Consider the following 16,210-nt stretch of genomic DNA (forward strand, 5'->3'; position numbering starts at 1 on the left):
GATAACGTGGACCTGAGCCTGACGGGCGAACAGAGACAGTTGGTGGATTCGTTCGCCGCGCTGTTTGCGCGCGAGTCGACATCCGAACGAGTCCGGGCGGCCGAGCCGTTGGGCTTCGACCTCAAGCTGTGGAAGGCCCTGCTGGAGACGGGGGCGGTGGAGATGGCGGTCGACGAGGCGGCCGGCGGATGGGGCGCGCCCGAACTGGAACTCGCGTTGATTGCCGAACAGTTCGGACGCGCGGTCGCGTCCGCTCCCGTCATCGAAGCGCAGGTTGCCGCGCGGCTGCTGGCGGCGTCCGGCGAGGCCGGTACCGGGCTTTTGAATGAGGTCCTCGCCGGTGAGCAGCTGGTCACGTTCGCGCCCCGCACCGGTCGCGGTGGTCGGTTGGGGTTGGTGCCCGGCGGGGCGGTGGCAGACCACGTCATCGCCCTGACCCAGGGGCGGCTGCTGGTGGTGCCGATCGGCGAGAACCGCACCATAGTGGAAAACCTTGGGTCAATGCCGCTGGCGGACATCATGATTGACGATGGTCCCGTCGTCCTTGCGGACGGGCCGCAGGCGCGCGGCCTATTCGATGGCGCCCTTGACCTGTGGCTCGCGCTGACCGCCGCGGCTTTGGCGGGCGCGGCCAAGAGGGCCGTGGAGATCGGCGTCGACTACGCCCAGCAACGTCATGCGTTCGGAACCGCGATCGGCTCGTTCCAGGCGGTGTCTCACCCGCTGGCCGACAGCGCCACCGCCGCCGATGGGGCGCGGCTGCTCGGGCTCAAGGCCGCGTGCGCATTCGCCGACGAGCCGGATTGCGTTCGCGAACTGGCTGCGATGGCGTTCGCATTCGCCTATGAGACGGCGCGCGACGCCACTCGGCGCAGCCTGCACATTCAGGGCGGATACGGGTTCGGCATGGAGGGCGACATCCAGCTTTACTATCGCCGGGTTCGGGGATGGGCAATGGTTTTCGGCGAACCCGCGGTCGCATTGGACCGGGTGGCCGATGCGCGCTATGGCGCCGCCGCGGAGTGAACAGAATCGCGACGCGCAAGGATCGCGAAGCTCAGCGTCGCACGCGCCGCGAGTCGGTCGCGGCCAACGTCGAAGACGTCGACGGCAACAACGATCATCCGTTTTCCCGCGCGCACCAACGTGGCGACCGCACGCGCGGGGCCATCGACGATCGGTGCCAGGAAATGGATGGACATGTCCGCGGTTCCCGCGCCGTCGCCGTCGCCGGCATATTTGACCGCAAGGCGCCCTGCGGCGACATCGATGAGAGTGGCTACCAGCCCACCCTGCAGCGCGCCGCGAATGTTCCTCAGGTCTCCTCGGTTGTGCAGGTCAACGACGACCGAGTCATCGGTGTCGACGACGTCGTAGAACGGCAGCTGGGCGAAAAGATGTCCCGGAACGGTGACGTCCATAGGGCGTGGCGCCGCGGGCGAGTTATTGGTCACCGGCACAACGTTAGACGCTGGACCGGACCTGATCTTTCACGGCCAAGACAACCGGGGGAGCGCTCCGCCAGTTCGGCACCCCTTGCGCCTCGCCGGCGGTGGGGAGCTTGTCCTCCCGGATCTGGGCCCAGTGCGAGTGATTCAATTGGTGCAACGCGAAACACGACTGCAGCGCGTTGTAAAAACCCATGTTGTCGACTGATTGGTTTACCGACTCTTTGATGAGCAGGGCCGCCATCGTGGGCACCTCCGCGATGCGTCGCGCCAACTCGAGAGTGCGTTCGGCCAGTTCGTCGCGCCGGAAGATCTTGCTCACCATGCCGAGCCGGTAGGCCTCTTCGATCCCGATCGCGTCACCGGTGAGCATGAGCTCCTTCGTGCGCCGCGGTCCGAATTCCCAGGGATGGCCGAAGTATTCCATGCCGCACATGCCCAGCCGCGTGCCTACCACATCGGCGAAGCGCACCTCTTCGCTGCCCACGATGAGGTCACAGGCCCAGATCAGCATGAGTCCCGCCGAGAACACGTCGCCGTGCACCTGGGCGATGGTGATCTTTCGTAGGTTGCGCCAGCGCAGGTTGTTTTGAAAGAAATAGTGCCATTCCTGCAGCATGGTCCGCTCCGCTCCATCGCGCGTACCGCCGTTGATGGTCACGGTGGGGTGCTGGCCGGGCCCGGGGCCGAACTCGGCACGCGCCTGCTTGGAGCCGATATCGTGGCCCGACGAAAACATCGGGCCCTCGCCGGCCAAGACGACGACGCGGACGTTGTCATCGGATTCGGCGCGGGCAAACGCCTCGTCGAGTTCGACCAGCATGCCGCGGTTTTGGGCGTTGCGCTGGTCGGGGCGGTTCAGCGAGATCCGAACGATCATGCCGTCGTCGAAGGTCTCCCACTTCAAGAATTCGTAATCGCTCACCGTTCGACCCTTCGTCCCGCATCCGGTAATGGTGTTATCTCTATATGAGAAGATATGTTCTCACAGGTCGGCGGGCGACGACCGGAAGGGGTGCCGATGGCGGACGGTCGAGGTAAGCCACGAGTGATCCTGTGGGGTCCTGGTCAGGTCGGCATCGGCGCGTTGCGTGCCCTCATCGCCCATCCCGGCCTGGAGCTGGCCGGCGTCGTGGTGCACGCGGAAGCCAAGGACGGCAAGGACGCCGGCGACCTGTGCGGGATGCCCGCGACCGGCGTCATCGCCACGCGGGACATCGGTGCCGCACTATCGGTGGACGCCGACGTGGTGGCCTACTTCGCGTCGGGTGACTATCGCTACCACGACGCGGCGGTGGACATCGCCCGCTGCCTGCGCGCTGGCAAGCACGTGGTGTGTACCTCGTTGGTGCCCATGTGTTATCCGCCCGCTGCCGACCAGGAAACCGTCGAACTGCTCGAGGCGGCCTGCGCGGAGGGCGGGACCAGCTTTTTCAACAGCGGTGTCGATCCGGGCTGGGCCAACGATGTGATCGCGCTGACGATGACGGGCTTCAGCAGCCGTGTCGACGGCATCACCATGCTCGAGATGCTCGATTACGGCCCGATCCGTCAACCCGACATCATGTTCGACTTCATGGGGTTCGGGCATACCCCCGATCATCCGGCGCCGCTCTTCGACCCCGACCGCCTCGCCGCGTTGTGGGGACCCACCGTGCATCTGGTCGCGGATGGTGTTGGCCTGCCACTCGATCGCGTCGAGACGACGATCGAGAAATGGTTGGCGACAGAGCGTTACGAAGTGGCGTCGGGGTGGATCGAACCGGGAACCATGGGAGGAATGCGATTCAAGCTCGCCGGAATGGCCGGTGGAGAGGAACGCGTTGTGCTGGAACACATCACCCGAATGGGCGACGGTGCCGCGCCGGATTGGCCGCGGCATCCATCACCGCTCGGTGGCTACCGGGTCATCGTGGACGGCCTGCCCACCTACACCGTCGACATCGAGATGCACGGCCGCGGGGACAACATGCGCGGCCTGACCTACGCGACGGTTATGCGCGAACTCAATGCCATCCCCGCGGTGATGGCCGCACCAGTTGGTTTGCTGTCCACCCTCGATCTGCCGTTGGTCACCGGTCCCGTGCGCGGTGGAACCTGGCGGGGCGTGCTGCCCGCAAAGGCGAAGCTGTGAGCGAACAACCGGTCCCGCCCGCATCGGTGGATCTATGGGAGGTCATGCGGACCGCGTCGGCGGTACGGCGCTATCGCGACGAACCCGTCTCCGACGAGGCCATCGACGCTTGTCTGCGTGCGGCGAGTTGGGCTCCGTCCGGCGGCAACCAGCAGCCGTGGAAGTTTGTGGTGCTGAGATCGAGCCCTCTGCGCGACGTGGTCACGGCGGCGGCTCACAAGACATGGGACGTCATGACCGAGTTCTATCGGCTTTCAATGCCCGAGGACGAGGCTGACGACCCCAAGTCGCGCGTGCTGCGCGCGATGGCTGAGCACATGAGCGTCGGAGGCGCGGCGCCCGTGCTGGTGCTGTTCTGTGTCCAGCCGCAGCGGGGAACCACCGAACTACAGCAGGGAGGGTCGATCTTTCCCGCCGTCCAGAACTTCCTGCTGGCGGCGCGGGCGCAAGGCCTGGGCGCGGCGATCACCCTGTGGCACGGGTCCTGCGAGGATCAGCTGCGGTCCATGGTCGCAATCCCTGACGACTGGCTCATCGCGACTCTGCTCACGGTGGGCTGGCCCAAGGGCGGGCACCACGCGGTGCGGCGCAAACCGCTTGATGAGGTGGCGTCGATCGATCGTTGGGATCAATCCTGGAGCAAGAGGATGGCGTGAGGCACCCAGCGGTAGAAAATCGCGCTGCTTCAACAGCATTCCTGTCGCCAATGTGCGGGCGGCCGCGTGGTCTGACGCGCCTCACCCGGTCGACGGGACGCGAGATGAGCCGCCCCACCTACTGCCCAGCGGGGGGTGAGTGAGCACGGCTGGCGTTACATTTGCCTGTGCTAGTGTAACTGCGTTGTCGCAACGGGCCGACGGGAAACTGATGACCGCTGAGCAAGTCATGCCTGCCGAGATCGCCGCAGGGAGCCACAACGACGTCGGCGAAGTCATGAGCACTTCGCTTACACCGCGACATTCGACATCGAAATCGTGCAGCCCGGCGCCGACGGCGTCGGTCCCATTCAGCTGAACAGCCCTGCAGCCCCGACGGAGTTCTGATGACCGTGCCCACCGCCCCCACCGAATCCGACCTGTACTACGACCCCTACAACATCGACCTCAACATGAACCCCTATCCGGTGTTCGCCCGGATTCGGGAAGAGGCGCCCCTGTACTACAACGAACAGCACGACTTCTACGCGCTGAGCCGCTACGACGACGTCAACAAGGCGGTCATCAACCACGAGACGTTCATCTCCGGGCGCGGAGCCCTGCTCGAGATCATCAAGTCGGGCATGGAAATACCGCCGGGCACACTGATTTTCGAGGATCCGCCGATCCACAACATTCACCGCAACCTGCTGTCGCGGGTGTTCACTCCGCGCAAGGTGCTCGCACTCGAGCCGCAGATCCGCGAGTTCACCGCACGGTGCCTGGATCCGCTGGTCGGGTCGGGTCGGTTCGACTTCGTCAACGACCTCGGCGAGCAGATGCCCATGCGCGTCATCGGCATGCTGCTGGGGCTCCCGGAAGACCGGCAGCGGCAGATCACCGACCACGGCGAGGAGACCCTGCAGGGGAAGACCGTCGACGCGCTGGCCACCGGCGAGGTCTTCGCGGAGTTCGTCGACTGGCGCGCCGAACACCCGTCCGACGACATCATGACCGACCTTCTCAACGCCGAGTTCGAGGACGAGACCGGCACGGTGCGCAAGCTGCGCCGCGACGAGCTGTTGATGTACCTGACGGTCATCGCCACGGCCGGTTCCGAGACCACCACCCGGCTGATCGGCTGGGCCGGTAAGACGCTGGCCGACTACCCGGATCAGCGCCGTGACCTGGTGGGGAACCCGAACCTGATCCCCCAGGCGATCGAGGAGATCCTGCGGTGGGAACCGCCGGCGCTACAGATGGCCCGCTACGTCACCCGCGACGTCGAGTACTACGGACAAACCGTGCCGGAGGGCTCGGCGATGCTCATGCTGGTCGGCGCGGCCAATCGCGACCACCGCCGCTTCGCACCGGACGGTGACGTCTTCGACATTCACCGGGAACAGCGCTCGCACATGACCTTTGGCGCCGGCACGCACTTCTGCATGGGCAACGCGCTGGCACGGCTGGAGGGCCGTATTGCGCTGGAGGAAATCCTCAAGCGCTTCCCGGCGTGGGAGGTCGACTGGGCCAACGCGGTGCCGTCGGAGACCGCCGCGGTCCGCGGCTGGGCGGCCATGCCTACGTTGGTTTCCCGTTCCTAACGCGCAGTGCACGTCGCTTGCACGTCTGACCACTGCACGACGTCTGACCACTGCACGACGTCGGAGAGCGCGCGCCGCGGCGTGGGCGGCAAGGCGGCCGCGCTGTCCGCGGCCCATCCCACCCGAAGCAGCATCTGCGGATAGCCCTGCGCACCCCACACGTCGTCGCGGACGGCGTCGCGCGTTTCCGGGATTTCCAGGGGCTCGGTGATCGGACAAGACGCCAGCCCCATCGCCGTCGCCGTCAACAGCAGCGCGCTGGTGGCCTCACCGGCGCGGAGTTGAGCCAGACGGTCATCGGCCTCGCTGCCGAGCACCAGGATGATGGCATTGTCCTCGGCGGGTGAGGTGCCCGGCGGCTGCGCCAGGCCCGGTCCGGCGAAGATGCGGCCGGGGATCGGTGCGCCGCAATCGTGTTCGGGGATGTTGCGGGCAGGCACGCCGGCCCGCGACCCGTATCGGCCGCTCCACTTGGCGAGTTCGACAAGGTAATCTCGGTCGGTCGCGTGGGACAGCGCGGCTCGCTTGACGATCTCGTGCAGCCTTTCCCGGGCGTCGACGACGCGCAGCGTCACTCCCATTCGAGCGGCCACGGCAGCCATCGCGGCGATATCGCGCGCCGCGACCGGGCGTGCGCTGTAGTTCCGCCGATCGGTTCGCCGCTGCGGGATTGCCGCCGCCAGGAGGAGGTCGTTGCGATCGGGTGTGGATGGGGACACCTCGATGGCGGCGAGCTGGCTGGGGTCGGCCGGATCGGGGAGGCGGCGCACGTCGGCGCACCAGCCCATCGCCGCCAGAGCGACAACGCAATGATGAAGTGCTGCACCGCAACTCAGGATCATGTCGCGGCCGTCCGGGTCGGTACTCGGTAACCGCATGCCCGGATCGGTGTAGAGGTGCAGGCTGGTGCGATCCACCCGCCACCGCCACGGCTGCGTGTTGTCGATCGAGGGTGCCCGGGTTGCCAGCGTGAGGACGGCGTCGACGACCTGCGCATCGGGAAAGGGCCGGGCGTTCTCGGCAAAGGCCTTCGTTTTCACCGTATCCAACACGACTGCCTCCGATCTCCGATGACCGAGCCCTGCTTGCGCAAAGTCTATATAAGTGAATAATATCCTCTAAATAGGCACACCTGCAAGCACGAAAGGCGCTTGGGTCGGATGTCCACCAGGACGGCAACACTCGCTGAAACTCACGGCACCGGGGGTTATCGGCGGCGCCGACACGCCTTTGAGTGGGGGATAACGCCGGTGCCGCCGCCCATCTGGGTGCATGAGCGCCCGGACTTGGGACTTTTGGCCCTGCTGTCGACGGTCCCGCGCAACGGATAATGGTGTTACGAACAGTTGCATATAAAGTTGGGAGGTGGCGGCCGTGGACCAATTGACCACTCTTGATGCCGGTTTTCTCAAGGCGGAAGACGCCGACCGGCACGTGAGTTTGGCAATCGGCGGTCTGGCCGTGATCGAGGGCCCGATCCCGGACCGGGACGAGTTGATGACGACCCTCGCGCTGCGGATCCGCGCGTGCCCCCGATTCGGGCAGCGCCTGCGCACGCGCCCGTTCGACCTCGGTGCGCCCGAATGGGTGGACGATCCAAACTTTGATCTCGGTCGTCACGTCCGGCACGTCGCCCTCCCGCGGCCCGGCGGCGACCGAGAGCTCTTCCAGCTTGCCGCCGACGTGATCTCCCGGCGCCTGGACCGCGATCGCCCGCTGTGGGAAATCTGGATCATCGAAGGCCTCAGTGACAACCGGTGGGCGATGCTCACCAAGATCCACCACTGCATGGCCGACGGAATTGCCGCCACCCACATGCTTGCCGGCCTGTGCGATGACGGCATCGGCGAGAGCTACGCAAGTCATATCCGTGCCATTAAAGAACCTGAAGCGCAAGGGGTTTCACGCAGCAGACCGGGACTCAATCCATTTAACATGCTGGGTGGCCTGTGGAATGCGTCGACGGCCATCACGGCGACCGCTGCCCGCACAGCGTTGGGCGCCGCGGAAATCGCCGTGGGCTTGCTGCGCCCTACGACGACGTCTCTGAACGGGCCGATCACCACGTTGCGCCGGTACGGCGTCGCGCGCGTGCCACTCGCCGACATAGCGCAGGTATGCCAGACCTTCGATGTCACCATCAATGACGTTGCGCTGGCCGCGATCACGGAGAGCTACCGCAACATCCTCGTTCAGCGAGGCGAGGCACCGCTACCGGATGCGCTTCGCGCGCTGGTGCCGGTGTCCATGCGGTCCGTCGACGCGTTGGACAAAACCGATAACCGGGTGTCGGTGATGCTGCCGTACCTACCGGTCGACGAGGAGCACCCGATCGAGCGGCTGCGGACAGTCCACTCCCGCTTGGACCGCACGAAGTCTCACGGTCAGCGCCAGGCGGGCCACGCCTTCGTGTCGTTGGCCAATCGCATTCCATTTCCCCTGACCGCGTGGGCGGTCCGGTTATTGACCCAGCTGCCGCAGCGTGGCGTCACCACCCTGGCAACGAATGTTCCGGGGCCCCGTCAGCCGTTGCAGCTCATGGGGCAACGGGTGCTCAGCGTGTTCCCGGTCCCGCCGATTGCGATGCAATTGCGAACCGGAGTGGCCATGCTGAGCTATGCCGAGGACCTGTTCTTCGGCGTCCTCGCCGACTACGAGGCGGTGGCCGACATCGACGCACTGGGCCGCGGAATCGAGCTGGCGGTGGCCCACCTGGTGGCGATCAGTAAGCAGCGCAAACGAATACATGGTCGCCGAGGGCTGACGCTCGTCGCCAACAGCTGACAGGACCCCACGATGACTGGTTGGTCGCCGCCGGTGCGCCGTCGCCGTGTGCCATGCTGTGCGACGAGAAAGGAGCCTGACCGATGGACAAGATCTCGCTCACAGCTCTCGCGCGCGAGCAGCTGGCGGCCGCGCACCGAGCGGCCAGCGGCCGCAGCGCGCATACGGTGTACGGCGGTCATCAACACACATTGCGGCAAACCATGGTCGCCCTGACCGCCGGATCGGCGCTGTCCGACCACGACAGCCCCGGCGAAGCCACGTTGCAGGTATTGCACGGACGCGTCCGCCTGACGTCACCGGAGACCAGCTGGGACGGGGCCCCGGGCGATCACCTGGTGATCCCACCGACCCGCCACGGGCTACAGGCCGTCGAAGACTCCGTCGTCCTGCTCACCGTCGCCAAACACGTTTAGCCTCGATCTTTCGTGAAGATGGGGTGGTGACGGGCGTGTGATGCACGGAAGTGCCTGTCCTGCTTGAGAAAATGTGACTTGTCTAGGGTCCATGTTCTGCAAGCGGGAAGGCACTCCGTAGGTGAAGCGTAGCCGTTGTGGTGGGTTTAGGGTCGAGGCTGGTCGCGAGTCGTTGATTTCCTCGACTGGTGCGGCGCTGCTCGTGCAGACTGCGCAGGTCAGCGGCTTGACGTCGGTTCTCTCGGATCAGCTGCGGTCGTGGCGGGCGCCGCGCTCGGTCCACGATCCGGGCAAAATGGTGCTGGATCTGGCGGTGGCGATCGCGCTCGGCGGTGACTGCTTGGCCGATGCGGCGCTGCTGCGTGCTCAGCCGGAGTTGTTCGGTGCGGTGGCCTCTGATCCCACGATCAGCCGGCTGCTGGAGACTCTCGGCGGGGATCCCGCCGCGGCGATCGCCGCGATCCGTCATGCGCGGGCGAGCGCGCGGGCGACGGTGTGGCAGCTGTGCTGCCCGGTTCCTGTAGCTGGGGAGGTCGTCGTCGATCTGGACGCCACCTTGATCGGGGCGCATTCGGATAAAGAAGGCGCGACCCCGAACTTCAAGCGGGGATACGGGTTTCATCCGATGATGGCGTTCGTTGATCACGGTGCCGGCGGTACCGGGGAGCCGTTGGCGGCGATGTTGCGTCCCGGGCGGGCCAACGCCAGCGACGCCGCCGATCAGATCGCGGTCCTTGATGCCGCGTTGGCCCAACTGCCCCAGGGGGTGCGCGATCGGGTGCTGGTGCGAGGCGACACCGGTTCGGGAGTCAAGGAATTCCTCTGGCACATCCACCACCTGGGTCTGTCCTACTCGGTCGGTGTCTACGGTCGCCAACCCGTGCTGGATGCCCTGGCCGCCCTGCCACGCCAGGCCTGGCGGCGCGCTAAGGACGCCGATGGGTGTCTGCGCGAGGGCGCTCAGGTTGCCGAACTGACCCGCTGGCTGCCGGCGACGTTCGTTGGCTGGCCGCCAGGGATGCGGGTGATCGCCCGCCGGGAACGCCCACATCCCGGTGCCCAACTGCGCATCACCGATGCCCACGGCTGGCGCATCACGATGTTCGCCACCAACACCACCGGCGGGCGACTCGCCGACCTCGAAGTACGCCACCGACTGCGGGCCCGCGCCGAGGACCGCATCCGCACCCTCAAAGACACCGGCCTGGCCAACCTGCCGCTGCAGGCCTTCGGCAAGAACGAGATCTGGCTCGAGCTGGCCGCTCTGGCCTACGAGCTGCTGACCTGGACCCAACTACTGGCCTGGCCCGATCACCCCGCCCGCAGCTGGGAACCCAAACGACTGCGCCTGCGCCTGCTTTCGGTGGCCGGCCGGGTCATCACCACCGGACGCCGTCGCATCCTGCGCCTGAGCAGACGATGGCCCTGGTCAGAACTACTGACCAGGGGTCAACGAAACCTCGCCGCACTCAATTGAATTCACCACAACATCCCTACGGCCCAGGACCCAGGAGAACCGGCGACCCAGCGCCGGGGACGCTCCACGCCCAACCCACCGCACCGGCAACAACCGACCAATCGACAACAACCAACCCACCTCAAGAAAGATCGAGGTTAGCGGTCGCCCGATCACCGCCCGGCCACCTCGATGATGCCGTGGGCGCCGCGTTCGGCGTCGACCATCGCATGTGACACGAACGGGTATCGACCCGGCTCGCCGAAGGTCAATTCGACGAATCCGCCTTGGGCCGCGAACAATCCGAGCGTCTGCGCGCCGCCCGCGCCCGGGCCTCCCTTACCGCCCAGCCGGTAGTCGCCCTCGGACCACACGGTGTCGAACTGCCCCCCGACGACGTGGAAGGACGTGCCCCGGTTCGGTCCCGCGGCGAGCACCCAGATGCGAACGCGCTCGCCCACCCGAGCGGTCAGCGGCGCGTGGTCGTATTGGCGGGCGTAGCCGTTGAACACCACCAGGTCGGGCGTGTCCTTGGCGACCTTGTCGGCGTCGGCCTCGCCTCCGGGCCGGCCGAGGTACATCTCCGACTGCTCGATCAGGTATTCGCGATCCACGCGCGGCAGGTCCGGCGGGTCGATGATCACCGCCCCGAACATGCCGTTGGCGATGTGCAGTGACATCGGCATCGTCGAGCAGTGATACAGCCAGATTCCCGCCCGCGTGGCGGTGAACCGATACACCAGGCGCTGGCCGGGTTGGATGGTGCGCATCGGTCGGTCGGGGGCCAGCGCCCCGGCGTGGAAGTCGATCGAATGCCCGGTGCTGCCGTCGTTGACGAGGGTGATTTCGAAGACGTCACCGATCTTGCCGCGCAACGTGGGTCCGGGGGCGGTGCCACCGAATGTCCAGAGCCGCTGGGTGATCCCGGGTGACACCTCCCGTTGGATCTCGGTCACCGGCAGCGTCAGGCGATGCTCGACCGTTGCCGGGGGCAGCGTGGCGTCACGCGGGGTGAAGCCCGGCCCGCGGTCGGCACCGAGGCTGCGGGCGATGTCGCCGGGAGGGATCGTCGCGCCGGGGGCCGGCCCGTGGTGACCGGGATGCACCGAATGCGTTGTGGGCATCGGCGCACCGGTCACCCGGACCGAAAAGACCATACCCATCTGTCGGTGTCCGGCCACGGCGCACCAGCCGTCGAGGTTGGAGCCGATCACCCCCGCATCCAGGACGGTCGACTCGCCCGGTGAGATCCGTCCGGTGCGAGTGCCGTTGGACAGCACCAGATCGTGTTGGTCGGTGCCGGTATTGGCAAGAGTGATCTGCAGCCGGTCACCGGCGGGAACCTCGACCGTGTCCGGCACGAAGCGCATCCCCTCGATTCGGAGCGACGCTGTGGTGGTGTGTCCGGTGGCGGCCACGGCCACCCGGGGTGAGGTGCCGATACCGAGCGACGACGCCGGGTCGGCCGCCACGCCGGCCGCGGTCGACAGCACGACAACCCCGAGTCCGGCGGCGGCGACGCCGCGGCGCCGGCGCGGGGGCACCCCCTCCGGCTGGCCCGGGGTCGTGGGCTTGTCGCGGTCCCGGTGCGCCCGCCACGCCGCCCGAACCAGCAGCGGCAGGAAGGCCGCGTAGGACACCAGCACCAGAATCGAAGCCGCGACCCGCACCAGGCTGGGAGCCGGAAGAACACAGAGCAGCAGCCCGGCGTTGGCGACGGTGAGCCGCCACGGCGCCCCGCGCTCGAGCTCTGCGCCGGCGGCCAGCGTCGACGCGCGCCCACCCATCACGACCGGCGCCAGATAGGTCAGCGAACCGAGCAGCACCTGCACCAGGAAGCCGGCCAGCACCGGCGCGGTGAGTTCAGCGGCTGCCGCGACCGCCGCCGGCCAGCTCGGCGCGATGGCCAGTGCGACGGCGGCGAAGGCCAGCGACCCGATCAGCCAGGCCACACCCGCCAATACCGAGAGGGTTGCAAAGTCGTTGGGGCGCTTGCGGCGGATCTCGTCGAGGTGCGGCCGCAGCACGATCCCGGCGGCACCGAGATACCCGAGGGCGCCCAGTCCGGTGATCGGCGGTGATCCCACCACCGCACCGCCGACGGTCACGGCCAGCGCGGTCAGCAGGGCCGGCAGGCCGTGGCGAGCGGCCACCTCGACCCCGGTGGCCATCCGGGTGCGCAGCATCGTCGGCCACAGCGTGACCAGCGTGCCCAGCACCGTGAGCCCCACCCAGCCGAACAAATTCACCGCCGCATGCGCGATGACGAATCGCTCGTGGACGCGGCCGGGGAGCGCCGAATTCGCCATCGCCACACCAAATCCCGCGCCGAGGGCCAGACACACCGTCGCGGCGACGTAGTAGCGCACGGTGACGCCGAAGCGGGCGGGTAGCGCGGTGCGCATCTGCTGCAGCAGTGTCGCGCCGTGCGCCAGGGCGGCGACGGCGACCACCACACCGCCCGCCAGCACCACCGGCCACCACCGGCCCAGCATGCCGGCGACCACCGTGACGGCACCGGCGTTAAAGGCCGTGATACGCAACACTTCCGCCGTCCGCGCCGGATCCGGCGGCCGGCGCAGCAGCGCATCAGCGAAATGGCGGCTCCAGATCAGGATCGCGTTGCCGGCGGCGCCCAGGGCCAGCAGATGGACCAACAGCCAGCCGGACAGCGGAATGAATCGATGCGCGGCCGCCACCACGACGAGCGCGGCGAGCCAGGCGAACACGACCGCACCGGCGCGCAGGTGCCATCCCGAACGATTCATGCCGGCACCCGACGGGCCGCGCGCAGGGCCGAATTGAGGGCGACGGCAACGAATGCGAGGACGGCGACGATGTTCAGCACGCCGCCCGCCTGCAGCGCCCAGTGGACGCCGCGTGCGTCACCGACCGCCAGTCGCAGCAGCAGCGACGCATGCAACACCGCGGCCGGGCCGTACATCAGGGGGGTGTAGGGCAGTGGGCGGCGCAACACGGCCGGCAGGATCACGGGTGCGTGCGCCATGATCATCGACAGCACAAAGCCCAGCATCACCGCGTGCACCACCGCGTCATAGCTTGCGCCGGCAGGTGTTTGGCCGACCAGCAGCCATGTCGACGCCGGTACCAGCAGCCATCCGTAGCCGGCGAGCAGGCACACCGCCATGTATCGGGGCAGCCCCGTCGCGCGCACGGTGCGGCGGGCGACATCGAACCGACCCAGCCACGCCACCGTCGCCAACAGCGTCGCCCCGAGCAGCGGATAGCCGAACGTCGGCCACAACAGCGCGGCGACGGTGGCCGCGACCATCGCCACGACGATCGCCGTGAGCAGCGCCTCGGCCCGGGTGCCGAGCATGGCGACGCGGGCGAGTTCGAGGCGCTCCCCGACGATCGTGAGGATCAAAAATCCCGACAGCCAGGGCAACAGATCGGGGATCGGCACGCCGCCCAGCCACAACAGTGCCGCGCCGGTCGCCAAAACGGCACCGCCGACCTGGACCAGAACCGACACATCGGCGGCCCGTCGCCACAGCGGCACGTACACCGCGACCAACATCGCGGATCCGGCGAGCAACAGGACGCCGCCGAGGTTGCGGGGTACCCGGGTGACCAGCAACACCGCGCCGGCGCCGAGAAACAGCGGGCTCAGGTAGGCCCACCAGTGCTGCGCGGCCACGGCGCGCTCCAGCGCAATCACCGTGCCGACGAACCCGAGCACCAGCAGGATGCCGTGCACCTCGGTCAGCCGGGTGGTTTCGATCGGTGCGGGGAGGCCAAGCAGCATCAGCGCCGCGTCAAGCCCGGCCAACAGCGCGAACCCGCCGGGCACCAGCAGCAGCGCCCGGGGCGGGAGGGCTCGGTCAGTCATCATGCCGCACAACGGGATCGGGTAAGAACAGCCGGCAGGCGCCGGGTTCGGCGAACGGGATGAGACCAAGCCCCGGTGTGTCGGCGGCGCCGAGCCGCTCCAGCATTCCCTCGACGATGCCGAGGTGGACCTGACAGACGATGGTCGGGTAGCGACGGGCCGCGTTCAGCAGAGGACAGCGGCGCAGCGCGATGCCTCGGTGCGCACTCAGCGCGTCTGGGTCGTCATCCGGCGCGAAGCCGAGGCGGGCCAGCGCCTCGAGCACGGACTGCCGCGCATCACCGCCGGTCTGGCTGTACTCGTCGATGAGTTCGCGGCCCCACTCGACGCCGGCGGCGCGCGCGTCGCGCTCCGGGTGAGCGCTGGTGCGAGCGAGCTGTCCGGCCAGCGCGGTCGCCAAGCCCGCGTAGTCACGTATCGCCACCGCGGGGTCGGCGGCCGACGCCCGATACAACGTGGCCGGACGTCCGCGCCCGGAAGTCCTGGCGATGGAGCGTTCGACGAGCCCGAGTTCGACGACCGCGTCGAGATGTTCGCGAACGGTGTTGGCGTGCAGGTCAAGCGCCGCGGCGGCCTCCGCGACCCGGACGGGGGAGTGGGCGCGCACGTACTCGAGCACCCGTAGCCGCTGCCCGGACAGCGCCACCGGCGCCTCCAGCACCGGCGTGGGGCGGGGGCCCAGGACGATAGGCTCTTTTTTCATGGAATTTACTGTAGTAAATTATTGGACGATGCACATAGGGCAATGAGTCACATTCGCTCAGCGGAGCGACCGGGCTCAACGGAAAGGAACCAAAACATGCCAGCCAACGATGTGATCGTGGCGTCCACAGCTGCCGACGCCGCGGCGGTCGAAGCCATCACCAACCACAACGCGCAGCTCGCGGGGCAGCTCGCGGTGCTGACCGATGCGATGGTGTCGGCGCTCGAGCGCGGTGCGGACTTCGAGTCGGCGCGATCCTCGACCCTGGCATTCCTGGCCGATCAGCTGCTGCCCATTGCCGCCGCCAAAGAGGAGCGGCTGTACTCGGCCGCCACCCACACCCAACGTGCGCGGCCCCTGATCGAATCGATGATCGCGGCGCACCGCATCATCGGCTCCCTCGTCGACGGCATCCGTACGGAACCGCCGGTGCGCGCGGCCGGTTCCGCCCACGCCCTGCGGGTGCTGTTCGACGCACATTTGGTTGACGAGAACGAGCGGATCCTGCCGATCGTCGCCGCCGACCCGGATATCTCCCTGATGGAGGTGGCCGAGGGCATTAACGAACTCCTCGGCTATGCCCCCTCCGCCAACGGCGACGAGCACTCACACAACTGCGGTTGCGGCGAGACCGATGTCGACGATCCCGTGCTCGACGTCCGCGAGGTGCCGCACTCGATCCGGCACGCCACCGTGTTCGGTGCGTTCGATGCCGTTCCGCCCGGCGGCGCCCTGGTGCTGGTGGCGCCCCACGACCCGATCCCATTGCTGCACCAGCTCAACGACCGCGCGTCGGGGCGGCTTGAGGTCTACTACGAGCAGCGCGGGCCGGAGGCGTGGCGGTTACGGCTGATCAAGGGGTGAGTGGCGACATGTTTGAGAAGCAGCCTGAATCCCGTTGGTTGTCAGGGTAATTCGTAAGGCTGCAGGCTCGACGAGTCAGGCCAGACCTCGTGGCTTCTAGTCTTCGCGCGATAGCGCCGCGCGAGGGCACGCGGCGATGGCCTGCTCGGCGAGTGCTTCCTGCTCAGCGGGGATGGGGTCGGTTTTGACCACGGCGTACTCGTCGTCGTCGAGCTCGAACACATCGGGTGCGATGTTCACACAGAAGGCATTGCCCTCACAGCGATCACGGTCCACTACCACGCGCATTGAGAATCTTCTTCGGTACTTCAGC

Annotated in this window: 15 protein-coding genes; 8 read left to right on the forward strand and 7 right to left on the reverse strand. The window is 67.5% G+C overall.

Annotation, left to right across the window (positions count from 1 at the left end; translation table 11 throughout):
* The first annotated feature begins 6 nt into the window (after nt 1-6).
* Nucleotides 7-1,026, forward strand: a complete 1,020-nt coding sequence (locus P6281_RS09535) for an acyl-CoA dehydrogenase (protein WP_009956462.1) — start codon at nt 7-9, stop codon at nt 1,024-1,026.
* Here P6281_RS09535 and P6281_RS09540 read toward each other — a convergent pair.
* Both P6281_RS09540 and P6281_RS09545 read right to left on the reverse strand, forming a co-directional pair.
* Nucleotides 1,005-1,421: a PaaI family thioesterase gene (locus P6281_RS09540; RefSeq protein WP_009956461.1), complete on the reverse strand. Its 417-nt coding sequence runs from the start codon at nt 1,419-1,421 to the stop codon at nt 1,005-1,007. The genes P6281_RS09535 and P6281_RS09540 overlap by 22 nt on opposite strands.
* A gap of 43 nt (nt 1,422-1,464) precedes the next feature.
* Entirely contained in the window at nt 1,465-2,373 is a 909-nt protein-coding gene (locus tag P6281_RS09545) for an enoyl-CoA hydratase (RefSeq protein ID WP_009956460.1), read from the reverse strand.
* A 123-nt stretch (nt 2,374-2,496) separates the two neighbouring features.
* Between P6281_RS09545 and P6281_RS09550 the strand changes: the two genes are divergently transcribed.
* The 3 genes from P6281_RS09550 to P6281_RS09560 all read left to right on the forward strand — a co-directional run bounded on the left by P6281_RS09550 (nt 2,497) and on the right by P6281_RS09560 (nt 5,821).
* A complete protein-coding gene (locus P6281_RS09550; RefSeq protein ID WP_201358767.1) occupies nt 2,497-3,582 on the forward strand; it encodes an NAD(P)H-dependent amine dehydrogenase family protein in 1,086 nt (361 codons plus the stop codon).
* Nucleotides 3,583-3,626: 44 nt separating this feature from the next.
* Entirely contained in the window at nt 3,627-4,238 is a 612-nt protein-coding gene (locus P6281_RS09555) for a nitroreductase family protein (RefSeq protein WP_014941663.1), read from the forward strand.
* A 386-nt stretch (nt 4,239-4,624) separates the two neighbouring features.
* Complete coding sequence (locus P6281_RS09560) at nt 4,625-5,821, forward strand: cytochrome P450 (protein WP_201407038.1); 1,197 nt, start codon at nt 4,625-4,627, stop codon at nt 5,819-5,821.
* Here P6281_RS09560 and P6281_RS09565 read toward each other — a convergent pair.
* Nucleotides 5,818-6,873, reverse strand: coding sequence for an Acg family FMN-binding oxidoreductase (locus tag P6281_RS09565; protein WP_043954702.1), 1,056 nt, complete (start codon nt 6,871-6,873; stop codon nt 5,818-5,820). The genes P6281_RS09560 and P6281_RS09565 overlap by 4 nt on opposite strands.
* 322 nt (nt 6,874-7,195) lie before the next feature.
* Between P6281_RS09565 and P6281_RS09570 the strand changes: the two genes are divergently transcribed.
* The 3 genes from P6281_RS09570 (at nt 7,196) to P6281_RS09580 (ending at nt 10,498) form a co-directional block, all read left to right on the forward strand.
* Entirely contained in the window at nt 7,196-8,605 is a 1,410-nt protein-coding gene (locus tag P6281_RS09570) for a WS/DGAT/MGAT family O-acyltransferase (RefSeq protein WP_041785530.1), read from the forward strand.
* Between the two features lie 83 nt (nt 8,606-8,688).
* Nucleotides 8,689-9,021, forward strand: a complete 333-nt coding sequence (locus P6281_RS09575; RefSeq protein ID WP_014384340.1) for a cupin domain-containing protein — start codon at nt 8,689-8,691, stop codon at nt 9,019-9,021.
* Between the two features lie 121 nt (nt 9,022-9,142).
* Complete coding sequence (locus tag P6281_RS09580) at nt 9,143-10,498, forward strand: IS1380 family transposase (RefSeq protein ID WP_155254931.1); 1,356 nt, start codon at nt 9,143-9,145, stop codon at nt 10,496-10,498.
* Nucleotides 10,499-10,650: 152 nt separating this feature from the next.
* Here the strand turns inward: P6281_RS09580 and P6281_RS09585 are convergent, their stop codons facing one another.
* Genes P6281_RS09585 through P6281_RS09595 form a run of 3 tightly spaced genes read right to left on the reverse strand, consistent with a single transcriptional unit; the run spans nt 10,651 to nt 15,033 of the window.
* Entirely contained in the window at nt 10,651-13,245 is a 2,595-nt protein-coding gene (locus P6281_RS09585; RefSeq protein ID WP_014384341.1) for a multicopper oxidase domain-containing protein, read from the reverse strand.
* Complete coding sequence (locus P6281_RS09590; RefSeq protein ID WP_179960065.1) at nt 13,242-14,333, reverse strand: hypothetical protein; 1,092 nt, start codon at nt 14,331-14,333, stop codon at nt 13,242-13,244. Before P6281_RS09590 ends, P6281_RS09585 begins: the two co-directional genes overlap by 4 nt.
* Complete coding sequence (locus tag P6281_RS09595; RefSeq protein WP_041784898.1) at nt 14,323-15,033, reverse strand: helix-turn-helix transcriptional regulator; 711 nt, start codon at nt 15,031-15,033, stop codon at nt 14,323-14,325. The genes P6281_RS09590 and P6281_RS09595 overlap by 11 nt, the downstream gene beginning before the upstream one ends.
* Before the next feature lie 96 nt (nt 15,034-15,129).
* Between P6281_RS09595 and P6281_RS09600 the strand changes: the two genes are divergently transcribed.
* On the forward strand, nt 15,130-15,897 hold the full coding sequence (locus P6281_RS09600; RefSeq protein WP_014384344.1) for a DUF2249 domain-containing protein: 768 nt from the start codon (nt 15,130-15,132) through the stop codon (nt 15,895-15,897).
* A 96-nt stretch (nt 15,898-15,993) separates the two neighbouring features.
* On the opposite strand, the gene P6281_RS09605 is transcribed toward P6281_RS09600, so the two are convergent.
* On the reverse strand, nt 15,994-16,185 hold the full coding sequence (locus P6281_RS09605; protein WP_041784900.1) for a ferredoxin: 192 nt from the start codon (nt 16,183-16,185) through the stop codon (nt 15,994-15,996).
* Between the last annotated feature and the right edge of the window lie 25 nt (nt 16,186-16,210).

Origin of the sequence: Mycobacterium sp. 5-140-3-2, from assembly GCF_035666375.1 — a bacterium.
In the GTDB taxonomy this organism is placed as follows: domain Bacteria; phylum Actinomycetota; class Actinomycetes; order Mycobacteriales; family Mycobacteriaceae; genus Mycobacterium; species Mycobacterium intracellulare.

Bases quoted from the DNA above. Each gene is read 5' to 3' on its own strand.
- P6281_RS09560 (WP_201407038.1), top strand. From the start codon at position 4,625: ATGACCGTGCCCACCGCCCCCACCGAATCCGACCTGTACTACGACCCC.
- P6281_RS09585 (WP_014384341.1), bottom strand. From the start codon at position 13,245: ATGAATCGTTCGGGATGGCACCTGCGCGCCGGTGCGGTCGTGTTCGCC.
- P6281_RS09540 (WP_009956461.1), bottom strand. From the start codon at position 1,421: ATGGACGTCACCGTTCCGGGACATCTTTTCGCCCAGCTGCCGTTCTAC.
- P6281_RS09605 (WP_041784900.1), bottom strand. From the start codon at position 16,185: ATGCGCGTGGTAGTGGACCGTGATCGCTGTGAGGGCAATGCCTTCTGT.
- P6281_RS09590 (WP_179960065.1), bottom strand. From the start codon at position 14,333: ATGATGACTGACCGAGCCCTCCCGCCCCGGGCGCTGCTGCTGGTGCCC.
- P6281_RS09600 (WP_014384344.1), top strand. From the start codon at position 15,130: ATGCCAGCCAACGATGTGATCGTGGCGTCCACAGCTGCCGACGCCGCG.
- P6281_RS09595 (WP_041784898.1), bottom strand. From the start codon at position 15,033: ATGAAAAAAGAGCCTATCGTCCTGGGCCCCCGCCCCACGCCGGTGCTG.
- P6281_RS09555 (WP_014941663.1), top strand. From the start codon at position 3,627: ATGCGGACCGCGTCGGCGGTACGGCGCTATCGCGACGAACCCGTCTCC.
- P6281_RS09575 (WP_014384340.1), top strand. From the start codon at position 8,689: ATGGACAAGATCTCGCTCACAGCTCTCGCGCGCGAGCAGCTGGCGGCC.